This window comes from Streptomyces sp. NRRL F-4489, assembly GCF_001509485.1.
In the GTDB taxonomy this organism is placed as follows: Bacteria; Actinomycetota; Actinomycetes; order Streptomycetales; family Streptomycetaceae; genus Streptomyces.
This window is the reverse complement of the sequence record NZ_LLZI01000061.1, coordinates 1-10,830: the sequence shown is the minus strand read 5'-3', so window position 1 is coordinate 10,830 and position 10,830 is coordinate 1. Positions and strand designations below refer to the sequence as shown.

11 protein-coding genes and 3 pseudogenes are annotated in these 10,830 nt (G+C 71.5%); 7 read left to right on the top strand and 7 right to left on the bottom strand.

Going from position 1 to position 10,830, the window contains the following annotated elements; all coding sequences use genetic code 11:
- A pseudogene (locus ADL22_RS07635) lies at positions 1–1,321 on the top strand (PAS domain S-box protein); the annotation flags it as partial.
- Positions 1,322–1,402: 81 nt separating this feature from the next.
- Here ADL22_RS07635 and ADL22_RS07630 read toward each other — a convergent pair.
- From ADL22_RS07630 to ADL22_RS07620, 3 genes are all read right to left on the bottom strand, one after another.
- Positions 1,403–3,055, bottom strand: coding sequence for a long-chain fatty acid--CoA ligase (locus ADL22_RS07630; RefSeq protein ID WP_107116242.1), 1,653 nt, complete (start codon positions 3,053–3,055; stop codon positions 1,403–1,405).
- Between the two features lie 167 nt (positions 3,056–3,222).
- The gene (locus ADL22_RS07625) at positions 3,223–3,435 is read right to left on the bottom strand and encodes a DUF4287 domain-containing protein (RefSeq protein ID WP_066975028.1); all 213 of its coding nucleotides are present in this window, start codon (positions 3,433–3,435) and stop codon (positions 3,223–3,225) included.
- A 95-nt stretch (positions 3,436–3,530) separates the two neighbouring features.
- The gene (locus ADL22_RS07620; protein WP_066975027.1) at positions 3,531–4,031 is read right to left on the bottom strand and encodes a DUF998 domain-containing protein; all 501 of its coding nucleotides are present in this window, start codon (positions 4,029–4,031) and stop codon (positions 3,531–3,533) included.
- Positions 4,032–4,140: 109 nt separating this feature from the next.
- Here ADL22_RS07620 and ADL22_RS07615 point away from each other — a divergent pair, with 109 nt between their 5' ends.
- The 4 genes from ADL22_RS07615 to ADL22_RS34560 all read left to right on the top strand — a co-directional run bounded on the left by ADL22_RS07615 (position 4,141) and on the right by ADL22_RS34560 (position 7,015).
- Entirely contained in the window at positions 4,141–4,788 is a 648-nt protein-coding gene (locus ADL22_RS07615) for a TetR/AcrR family transcriptional regulator (protein WP_066975025.1), read from the top strand.
- A 123-nt stretch (positions 4,789–4,911) separates the two neighbouring features.
- Positions 4,912–5,844: an alpha/beta hydrolase gene (locus ADL22_RS07610; RefSeq protein WP_066975023.1), complete on the top strand. Its 933-nt coding sequence runs from the start codon at positions 4,912–4,914 to the stop codon at positions 5,842–5,844.
- Positions 5,845–5,859: 15 nt separating this feature from the next.
- Entirely contained in the window at positions 5,860–6,603 is a 744-nt protein-coding gene (locus ADL22_RS07605; RefSeq protein WP_066975021.1) for a helix-turn-helix transcriptional regulator, read from the top strand.
- 175 nt (positions 6,604–6,778) lie between these two features.
- The gene (locus ADL22_RS34560; protein ID WP_107116241.1) at positions 6,779–7,015 is read left to right on the top strand and encodes a hypothetical protein; all 237 of its coding nucleotides are present in this window, start codon (positions 6,779–6,781) and stop codon (positions 7,013–7,015) included.
- 77 nt (positions 7,016–7,092) lie between these two features.
- Here the strand turns inward: ADL22_RS34560 and ADL22_RS07600 are convergent, their stop codons facing one another.
- Together ADL22_RS07600 and ADL22_RS07595 are read right to left on the bottom strand one after the other, a co-directional pair.
- A complete protein-coding gene (locus ADL22_RS07600; RefSeq protein WP_234430587.1) occupies positions 7,093–8,277 on the bottom strand; it encodes a helix-turn-helix domain-containing protein in 1,185 nt (394 codons plus the stop codon).
- Positions 8,237–8,656 carry a hypothetical protein gene (locus tag ADL22_RS07595; protein ID WP_066975019.1) on the bottom strand — a complete coding sequence of 140 codons (420 nt, stop codon included), beginning with the start codon at positions 8,654–8,656 and terminating at the stop codon, positions 8,237–8,239. Before ADL22_RS07595 ends, ADL22_RS07600 begins: the two co-directional genes overlap by 41 nt.
- A gap of 202 nt (positions 8,657–8,858) precedes the next feature.
- Between ADL22_RS07595 and ADL22_RS07590 the strand changes: the two genes are divergently transcribed.
- Complete coding sequence (locus ADL22_RS07590; protein ID WP_066975017.1) at positions 8,859–9,395, top strand: class IV adenylate cyclase; 537 nt, start codon at positions 8,859–8,861, stop codon at positions 9,393–9,395.
- A 59-nt stretch (positions 9,396–9,454) separates the two neighbouring features.
- Positions 9,455–10,175: pseudogene (locus ADL22_RS33620) on the top strand (radical SAM protein); the annotation flags it as partial.
- Positions 10,176–10,190: 15 nt separating this feature from the next.
- Here ADL22_RS33620 and ADL22_RS07580 read toward each other — a convergent pair.
- Both ADL22_RS07580 and ADL22_RS36000 read right to left on the bottom strand, forming a co-directional pair.
- The gene (locus ADL22_RS07580; protein WP_079063915.1) at positions 10,191–10,628 is read right to left on the bottom strand and encodes a Uma2 family endonuclease; all 438 of its coding nucleotides are present in this window, start codon (positions 10,626–10,628) and stop codon (positions 10,191–10,193) included.
- A gap of 117 nt (positions 10,629–10,745) precedes the next feature.
- Positions 10,746–10,830, bottom strand: a pseudogene (locus ADL22_RS36000) (Uma2 family endonuclease); the annotation flags it as partial.

The following is a 10,830-nucleotide window of genomic DNA, read 5'->3' as shown; positions in this document are numbered from 1 at the left end:
CCCCCCGCCGGGGCCGCCGGCCCCCCCCGCCCCCCCCGCCGCCCGCCGGGCCCCCCCCAGCCCCGCCGAGGAGGCCGCGGCCGCCGCGCCGGGCGCCGCCGCCATCCCCGCGCAGGGCCCCGCCCCCGCCGGGCGGCCGGCGCTGCCCGAGGGCGCGGACGAGTCCGGGCACACCTCCGGGCGGGCGTTCAGCGTGCGCACGCTCGGCCAGGGCGTGCCGTTCGCCCAGCAGTTGGCCGACCCGCGGCGTCCGGGGCCGCAGCCCGGTGCCGTACCCGCGGGCGGTACGCCGCCGGGCGGCACCTCCGCCGGTTCCGGCCGCCGCCGCAAGCTCGCCGCGCCCCCGCCAGAAGGGGAGCGCGGGGAGGCCGCCGCCCCCGGTTCCGTACCGCACCAGGCCGCCGCCCCCCAGCCGCAGCCGCCCGCCCGCCCCAAGCAGCCGGGCGGCCCGCACGGGCACCTCATGGACGCCAGTGAGGGCCGGGCGTTCGCCATCTCCGCGCCCGACGAGGGCAGCGAGGGCCCCGAGCCGCTGGACGGCCCGAACGGCGCGGTCGAGGTGACGGAACGTCAGCAGCCGCCCCTGGACGACGAGTTGCCGCCGGAGCCGCTGGACAACCCGCGCCGGCTGCTGGTCTGGCCGGCCCCCGACGTCGCCACCCAGCAGGCGCTCAGCGACCGCGGCTACCGCCCGGTGATCGTCAACTCCCGCGAGGAGGTGGACGCGCAGATCGCCGCGTACCCGGCGGCGCTGTTCGTCGATCCGCTGACCGGGCCGATCACCCGGACCGCGCTCCAGTCGCTGCGCCAGGCTGCCGGGGCCGCCGAGGTGCCGGTACTGGTGACCGCCGGACTGGGCCAGGCCACCCGGGAGGCGGCGTACGGCGCCGACCCGGCGGTGCTGCTGAAGGCGCTCGCCCCGCGCGACCGCGAGGACGTCCCGCCGCGGGTCCTGCTCATCGAGCAGAACGACGCCATCGCGGGCGCCCTGACCGCCTCGCTGGAACGGCGCGGGATGCGGGTCGGCCGGGCCGGTGCGGACACCGACGCGGTCGCCCTGGCGACGCAGCTGCGGCCCAACCTCGTGGTGATGGACCTGATGCAGGTGCGCCGCCGCCGCGCCGGGATCGTGGACTGGCTGCGCGCCAACGGCCTGCTGGACCGCACCCCGCTGGTCGTCTACACCGCCGCCGACCTGGACCCGGCGCAGCTCCCGGGCCTGGCCTCCGGCGAGACGGTGCTCTTCCTCGCGGAACGTTCCACCAGCGCCGAGGTCCAGACCCGCATCGTCGACCTGCTGGCGAAGATCGGAACGAACTGACCCGTCCACAGGCTGCATGGTGGGCCCGCCCCCGTGGGCCCACCCCTGCCCACGGGGGCACCTAGGGGCGCCCCACACAGCTCACCCCAACACCGTCACCTCCAACTCCCCCTCCGCGTACTGCCGCCGCAGCACCTTCTTGTCGAACTTCCCCACGCTCGTCTTCGGCACCGACGGAATCACCGCCCACCGCTCCGGCAGCTGCCAGCGCGCGATCCGCTCGCCGAGGAACGCCCGCAGCTCCTCGTACGTGATCGCGGTGCCGTCCGTCAGCACCACCGTGGCCAGCGGCCGTTCGCCCCACTTCTCGTCGGGCACGGCCACCACGGCGGCCTCCGCGACGCCCGGGTGGGCCATCAGGTGGTTCTCCAGCTCGACCGAGGAGATCCACTCGCCGCCGGACTTGATGACGTCCTTGGCCCGGTCGGTCAGCGTCAGATAGCCGTCCGGGGTGATCGTCCCGACGTCGCCGGTGCGCAGCCAGCCGTCCGGGCTGAACTTGTCCTCCGGCCGCAGCGGCCCGCCGTCCGCACCGCCGTAGTACGCGCCCGCGATCCACGGGCCGCGGACCTCCAGCTCACCGGCGGCGGTGCCGTCCCAGTGCAGTTCCTCGCCGGACGGGCCGATCAGCCGCGCCTCGACGGAGGCCGGGAAACGGCCCTGGGTGGCGCGGTAGGCCCACTCCTCCTCGGCGTCCAGCCCGGCCGGCGGGTGCGAGACGCAGCCCAGCGGGGACGTCTCGGTCATGCCCCAGGCGTGGACGACGCGGATGCCGTGCCGCTCCTCGAAGCCGCGCATCAGGGCGGGCGGGCAGGCGGAGCCGCCGATGACGACGGTCCGCAGACAGGCCACGTCCCGCTTGCGCGCGTCCAGCTCGGCCAGCAGCCCCTGCCAGATGGTCGGGACCGCGGCCCCGATGGTGGGCCGGACGGTCTCGATCATCTCCGCCAGCGGGGCGGGCTGGAGGAACCGGTCCGGCATCAGCAGCGAAGCCCCCGCCATGAACGCCGCATGCGGCAAACCCCAAGCATTCACATGGAACATGGGCACTACGGGCAGCGTCACATCCCGCGCGCTGAGCGCGAACGCCTCCGCCGTATTCACCTGCAGCGAGTGCAGATACAGCGAACGGTGGCTGTAGAGCACCCCCTTGGGCTCCCCGGTCGTCCCGGACGTGTAGCAGAGCGCCGCCGCCTCCCGCTCGTCCAGCTGGGGCCAGTCGTAGTGCTCCGGGCGGCCGGCGAGCAGCTCCTCGTAGTCGTGCACGGCGACGTGGCCGCCGGCCAGCGGCGCGCGGTCACCGGGCCCGACCACGACCACATGCGCCACCTGGGGCAGCCGGGGCAGGAGGGACGCGAGCAGCGGCACGAGCGAACCGTTGACGAGGATCACCCGGTCCCCGGCGTGCTGGATGATCCAGGTCAGCTGCTCGGCCGGGAGCCGGAGATTGAGCGTGTGCAGCACCGCCCCCATCGCCGGAATGCCCAGATACGCCTCCATATGCTCGCTGTTGTTCCACATGAGCGTCCCGACCCGCTCCTCCGGAACCACCCCGAGCGCATCCCGCAGCGCATGCGCCAGCCGCGCCGCCCGCCCCCCGATCTCCGCGAAGCTGCGCCGCCGCGGCTCCCCCTCGCCGGTCCAGGTGATGACCTGCGCCGACCCGTGGACCGTCCTGCCGTGCTCCAGGATTCGGCTGATCAGAAGTGGTACGTCTTGCATCGTGCCGTGCACAGAACCTCCCGGGGGTGCCTTCGCCGCTTCGCGACCCGTGGCGACGATTCTGCTGGGGTAACGCGCGGTACGTCACTACCGCCGGGTAGTGCCGGTGTTCCCTCGTGCGATGCCGTCGGCCGAGGTCCGCCGCGTGCGCCCGTGTGCGCACGGCCACCGGAAAGGGGCTACTTACCGCTGTCTTCGGCGAGGGTATGGGCGACGAGCGCGTTGGCGTGGCCGTGGCCGAGTCCGTGCTCGGCCTTGAGCCAGGCGACGAGTTCCATGTGCCTGGTCAGGGGCGAGGCGCGGATGAGGTCCTTCCACTCCGCTATGGGGCGGCCGTACTTCTTCTCGATCGAGGGGAAGTAGCTGGCGGGGCCCTTCACCGGTCCGGTCATCGCGGTGTCCTGTCTCTCTCTGTCGTGATCTTGATCGTTGCCATGGCCGCGCCCGCGACGCGCGGGCGCGTGCCGCTACGTCCGCGCGCGTACCGCTATGTCCGCGCCGCGGGGAGCGTCGTCATCAGCCGGGCGGTGACGGCCGTGAGCCACAGGAGGCCGAGTCCGGCTCCGGCGGTGAAGGCCGGCACGGCGACGGCGGCGGGAGCCTCGGGAGCACCCGCGGGGAAGCCCGCCCCCGGGTCCGCGGTGAATATCGCGGCGAGGGCGAACGAGAGCCCGAACACGCCAATCAGGCGCGGCGCCCACGTGCCGGCGGGTGCGCCGTCCAGTGCCCGGCGGATCCCGGCCGCACCGGCGGTGGCCAGCATGCCGGTCAGCAGGAAGCCGGTCACCTGGATCCAGCCGAGATCGCCGAGACTGAGCTGGCTGATCGCGTTGCGGGTGAAGTCGAAGCCGTCGCGGGTGAGTCCCTGGACGGCTCCGAGTCCCAGGAACAGCGGACCTGCCGTGACGCCGCCCGCCAGCAGAAGCCGCGTCGTCGGCCGGGCCGGCGCGGAGCGGGCCGTGCCCGGAACGCCGAACGTCTGGGTCATGCGATTCCCCCCCTGCGTAGAACTAGACGGTGCAGTACCCGTCGGAGCCGGGCGCTAGAGTGGCACACCAGAACTGGACTGTCCAGTACCGAAGGATTGAAGGTTGGCGATGGAAGCGAGCGAGCAAGGCCGGTCCGCCCGCAAGCGCAAGGCGATCCTGGAGGCCGCGACCGAGGCGTTCATGGCCAGGGGATACGCCGGGACCAGCATGGACGACATCGCGAAGCAGGCCGCGGTCTCCAAGCAGACCGTCTACAAGCACTTCGCGGACAAGGAGAAGCTGTTCGCCGAGGTCGTCCTGGCCACGACCGACCGGGTCGACGCCATGGTCGACCTGGTGGCCGACATCCCGGCCGACGCCGAGGCACTGGAAGCGAACCTGACCCGCCTGGCCGGCCAGTTCCTGACCGCCCTCACCCAGCCCCACGTGCTCCAGCTGCGGCGCCTGATCATCGCCAACGCCGACACGTTCCCCGAACTCGGCGCCACGTGGTACGAGCAAGGCTTCGAACGCGTCCTCGCCACCCTGGCGGCCACCTTCCAGCGCCTCGCCGACCACGGACTCCTCCGCGTCCCCGACGCCCACCTGGCCGCCAACCACTTCGCCGGCCTGCTGCTGTGGATTCCCGTGAACAAGGCCATGTTCCACGGCAGCCCCCAGCACACGCGGAGCGAACTCGACCGCTGCACCGACGCCGGCGTCCGGGCCTTCATCGCCGCCTACGGCCGGGCCGAGCAAGGCAACAGGGCCGAGTAAGGCGAGCAAGGGCGCTCGGCCGGGCAAGGCGACAGGGCCAAGCAAGCCAACGACAGCAGCGTGACGCAGCTCACCGGGAAAAGGTGACAGGGGGCTGTCGCGGACGCCTGCGATGGTCGCCCCATGACGATCACAGACGAGGACTGCCTCGACGAGACCCTGGCCTTCAACGCCCAGTTCGAGGCCGCTGCCGCGAGCCGTCCGCCGCGCGGTCGAGTACCGGACGCGGACGTGCTGGCGCTGCTGCGGCGCAACCGGCTCGGCGGCGACGCGCCACCGGTGCGCCTGCCGCAGGGCCGGGACCGCGTCGTCGCGGGCGGGGTGACGGTCCGGGCGTTCGTACCGGATCACATCGACGGCGTGTACCTGCACCTCCACGGCGGCAGTTGGGCGTTCGGCTCGGCCGACGGGCAGGACGAGAGGCTGTGGCATCTTGCCGTAGAGGCCCGGCTGGCCGTGGTGAGCGTGGAGTACCGCCTGGCGCCGGAGCACCCGTTTCCCGCCGGACCCGACGACTGCGAAGCGGCCGCCCGGTGGCTGGTGGACCACGCCGCGGCGGAGTTCGGCACCCAACGGCTGCTGATCGGCGGCGAATCGGCCGGCGCCCACCTCAGCGTCCTGACCCTGCTGCGCCTCCGCGACCGGCACGGCATCACCGGCGCCTTCCGGGCGGCCCACCTGCTCTTCGGCGCGTACGACCTGTCGATGACACCGAGCCAGCGGCTGTTCGGCTCCCGGCCGCTGCTGAGCAACACCGACTCGCTGCGGACCAGTTACGACCGCTTCACACCGGGGCTGGGGGCGGAACAGCGCCGCGACCCCGACGTCTCACCGCTGTTCGCCGATCTGACCGGCCTGCCGCCCGCCCGGATCGTCGTCGGTACCGAGGATCCGCTGCTGGACGATTCGCTGTTCCTGGCCGCCAGGTGGCAGGCGGCCGGGGCGCCCGTGCGGCTCGGCGTCGTCGCCGGCGCGATGCACGGCTTCACGTTGTTCCCGCTGACCGTCACCGAGCGGGAACTGCGGCGGCAGCGGGACTTCCTGGCCGGCGCGTGACGTAGCGTCGCCCTCGTGAACCGCACGGCTCGGCTTTACGCACTGGTGGAAGAGTTGCGCGCGGCGGCACCGCGGCCGCTGACGGTCGCGGCGCTCGCCGCGCGGTTCGAGATCAGCACGCGCACGGTGCAGCGCGACCTCCAGGCGCTGATGCAGACCGGCGTCCCGGTACGCACCACACCCGGGCGGGGCGGGGGCTGGTCGATCGACCCGGCGCTCACGCTCCCCCCGATCCGCTTCACCGCCGCTGAAGCCTCCGCGCTGGTCGCCGCGCTCGCCATGGCCGACGCCTCGGCCCCTTACGCCGGGGCGGCCCGCACGGCGTCCCAGAAGATCGCGGCCTCGATGACCGGCCCCGCCTCGGCCGCGGCCCAGGAACTCGCCGCCCGGATCGTCACCCTGCCGACCCGGATCGCGGACCCGGTCCGCACCGCCGTGGAACAAGCCCTCACCGCCAACACGGTGCTGCGCCTGTCCTACGTCGACGCGTCGGGACGGGAGAGCGACCGCGCGGTGGAACCGGCCGGACTCCTCACCGCCGACGGCAAGTGGTACCTCATCGCCTGGTGCCGCACCCGACGAGCCGGCCGAGGCTTCCGCCTGGACCGCATCACCGCGGCGACCCCGACCACTGAGCAGGCCCAACCCCACGCCCTGCCCGGCCTGCTCCTCGGCTCAGCCGCCGCCGACGCGATACGACCCCCCGCGCTCACTCACCTCACCCCTCCCCCACCACGACACCCGGAACCACGCATCTAGCCCCGCCCCTCCGGAACTCGTCCACCTGCCGCCTTCCCCCATTCACCCGCAGGGAGGCCCCACCCGGCACGTTGCTTGTGCCGAAGGGCCCGGGCCAGCACGCTGACGAGCGGCCGGCCGTGTCTCTTCCGTACGGCCCGTGCCCCTCCCCTCCCTTCTCCCTGAGGAGCGTTCCATGCGCCTTCGTGTCCCTGTTCGTGCCGGTGTTGGTGTTGGTGTCCGGGTTCGTCGTCTCGCCCGTTTTCTTGTCGTCGCCGCGCTGGGCGGTGCCGGGGTGTTGGCCTGCGGGGCCGCAGAGGCAGCCGGTCCGCTGCCGGTCGGCCCGTTCGACCCGGTGGGCGGCCACGGCGGCGGGGTGATCGCCGGCGGCGGCGAGTGGGAGCACGCGGAGGCGGGCGACGGGGCGCGGTAGTCGTCAGGCGTAGCGCGGCAGGTCCCGGGTCGGGATCGTCCACTCGTCCGGTCCGTAGCGCCCACAGCCCTCAGCCCTCAGCCCCTGCCGTTCCTCCCCATACGGGCGAAATGCTCGATGGCGGTCAGGATGCGGTTCCGGGCAGCCTGCCCGTAGACGGCCGATTGCCGATAAAGCTCGAACGCCTTGCGGTACAGCTCGATTTCCCGTGGTTGCGTCACAGACATTTCCGCGGAATAGGTCTCGATCATGACGAGTCTGTCATCGAACATCGCGAATCCGTGGCCGAGCCAGAGGGTAAGGGGCGCGGACCGCGGGAGGATCCCCAGACTGAGCCGAGAAAGCGCCAATACGGCCAGGAGCCGGTCGAGTTGCCCGCGCATGACCTCCGCGCCGCCGTGATTCGAATAGAGGGCTTGCTCACCGAGCAGCACATTGAAGATCCTGTCGCCCTCATAGAGGTACTTCTGCCGTTCGAGGCGCTTCGCGACAGCCGCCTGGGTGTCGGGGCGGCTCTCGTGGAAGTTCGCCACCTGTTCGAAGATGTTCTCCGCGTAGTCCGCGGTCTGGAGGGTGCCCCAGATGACACTGGGCTCCCAGATTCTGAAGACCTTGGTCCTTCGGTAGACCGGCAGGGATTTCTTCTGACGGTTCTCGGCCCCGTCCTGGATCTGCCGGCGCCATTCCCGCCACATCTCGTCGATGTGCCGGACGGTGGCTAACAGATCAGCGAGTTCGGCCTCGTGGCCGGTCGTCCGGCACCAGACGCGGATATCGTCCTCGCTCGCGTTCTGCTTGCCGTTCTCGATACGCGAGACCTTGGACTCCTGCCAACCCGTGGCAGCGGCGAAGGCCCGGCCGCTGTTGAATCCCGCATCCTTGCGGAATCCGCGCAGCCGGGCGCCCAACGCACCGGCCACGGGGAACACCAGGCCCTCGGGGAGCCTGTGCCGCGGCAGCCACCGGATGGATTCGCCGGCTTCTTCGTTGACGTGGGTGGTGGCGTGCTCCCACTGGATATAGGAACTGTGCGGCTCGGTGACGACCCGGACCCGGCGCACGGTCCTTCCCGAGTCGGTGACCCGTTTCATGAGCTGAGTCCACGGGGCCATGAACGCATCGTCATCGACCCCGCGAAGCCAGCTCTCGTACGGGCCTTCCTCGTCCGGGACCGAGTAGTCATCCCTCAGCTCCAAATGGAAGGCGTCGTGCGCGAAGCGCTCAAAGAGCAGGTTGCGCTCGGCGCTGGAGATCAGCTCCACGCGGTTCCTCCAGTAGCGCCGTGATCGCGGCCTTGGGGACCTCGACCACGGTCTCGTAGTCCGGAATGCTCATATGCGCCAGTGCCTCGGGGTCGGTCACCTCCAAGCCCTGGACAACGTACGTGCCACCCGGCGTCTCCACCATGAGGGGGTCGCCGAGCCGTGTGAATTCCCCGGAGGGCAGACCGTCCTTCTCCAGGTGCTCGAACAGTTCGGTCGGCACTTCCACGGCCGTCTCGCCCTCGGGGAGGGTCAGCTGCATGAGCAGGTCGTTCGCAAAGATTTTCCATCCCTGGACGAGGTACGTGTCGCGGTCGGTGGCGTAGAGGGTTGGGCAGTCGCCCTGCCGGGAGTTCTTACCAAGGAACCGGAGCTTCATGGTCGGTCTCCTGTCTGCCGCCTTGCGCGAAGATGCGCGCCCTCATGAGGGTCGGGTGAGGCATTCGGGCCCGTCAAACAGCATGCTGCAAACTCGCGCAATGCCGTTGGTAGTTGGCCGCCGCCCGCTCTACGGTCGCTGCGAGGCGAACAGCGGCCGACGGGGCCGATTACGAACGGCACACCAGAAGGAGCCAGCCGCCATGCACACCATCGAGTACGAAGCGAAGGCACTGGACATCGACCCTGCCGCCATGGCCGAGCGGATCCGGGCGGCCGGCGGGACCTTCCAGGGCGAGCGCCTCATGCGCCGCTACGTCTACGACACCGTGCCCCCGGTGCCGGGCCGATGGGTCCGCCTGCGGGACTCCGGCGGCGCGGTCACCCTGTGCGTCAAAACGATCAGTTCGGACGCGATCGACGGCACCCGGGAGACCGAAACGACGGTCGGTTCCTTCGAGGACACCCACGCGCTGCTCGGCCTCATGGGGCTGACGCACCGCGGCTACCAGGAGAACCGGCGCGCGTCCTGGCTCCTCGACGGCGTACGCCTGGAGATCGACACCTGGCCGCGCATCCCGCCCTACCTGGAGATCGAGGCCGACACGGAGGAACAGGTATGGGCGACGGCCGACCGCCTCGCCCTCCCCCGATCCGGCCTGACCAGCGAAAACACCACCAAGGTCTTCACCCGCTACGGCATCGACCTCGAGGCGATCAGCGAACTCCGCTTCACGTAGGGCCTGTCCACGACCCGCCGGCCGGGGCGCCCGCCCCACGGCCCGACCAGGAGGCAGCAATGATCAAGATCGACCCGAAGGACTTACCGGTCACGGTGGTGCCGGACCGCACCCTCCGCGTCAAGATCATCGATGCGTGCGGACTCGCCTGCACCTTCTGCCACAACGAAGGCACCCCCGTCACGGCGGACAACCTCGGCCGCGAGGCCGGCGACTTCACCGGGACGCCCGGTCGCTCCGGCCGCGTCTCGATCTACCTCGCCACCAACGGCGCCGGGTTCCTGCCCGGGCGGATCACGGCCGACGCGGACTTCGCCCTGGCACTCGCGGCAGTACGCGGCAGCCTCCCGACAACAGAAGTCCACTTCACCGGCGGCGAGCCCACCCTCCACCCTGAACTCCCCGACCTCGTCCGCATCGCGCGCCACCTCGGCTTGACGGTCGGACTCACCAGCAATGGCGAGAACGGGGCCGCCGTCCTCCCCGAGTGCGCAGCGGCCGGGCTCGACCGGATCAACCTCTCCGTGTTCGGCACGACGCCCGAGGAACTCGCCGCCGTCCAGGCCCCGCGCCTGGCCTCCCCGAAACTGGCGGCGCGAAAGCTGGACGCCCTCGCCGCCACGATCGAGACCGCCGCCCGCCTCGGGGTGAAGGTCGCGGCGAACATCGTGATCCCGGACCGCGACCACGTGGCGCGAGTGCTCCGCGTCATCGAGGAACACGGCCGGGCCGTCACCGTGCGCATGCTGGTCAACCTGGAGGATGGCGGGGCGTCGCTCAGGGGTGCGGTAGCAGTCACGCATAGCGCGGCAGGCCCCGGGTCGGGATCGTCCAGTCGCCGATCGTTACGTCCTCCCCGTAGACGAAGTCCTTGCGGACGGCGTAGCGCGGGCCGTCCGGGGTGGAGTGGATGTCCGTGAAGACGGCTCCGGTGCCGGTACGGGGGTCGAAGACCGCGTAGACCGGGATGCCCATCAGGGGGTAGTCGCGGACCTTGCCCACCCAGTCGTTGTCCGGGTTGGAGCGGGAGACGATCTCGATGGCGGCGATGACGCTGCGGGGGTCGATGGACCCTTCGACGTTGAGGTCGGTCCAGGTGATCACCACGACGTCGGGGTGCCGCAGGATGCCTTCCTTGGTGACCTCGAAGGTGCCGGGGAGGGCTTCGGTGGCGTACTGCGCGCAATCCCGTATGGCGCGGTACCGGTGGGGGGCGCCCTGCCGGGCGTTCACGCCAGGGGTCCTCTTTCGGGCTCGGAACGGCAGTCTCGGCAGAGGGGTGGGCCCGGGGAGCGGATGGCGCGTTCGCAGCCTTCGCAGTTGTGGAAGGGCGGCTGGGTGCGGTAGCAGTCACGCATAGCGCGGCAGGCCCCGGGTCGGGATCGTCCAGTCGCCGATCGTTACGTCCTCCCCGTAGACGAAGTCCTTGCGGACG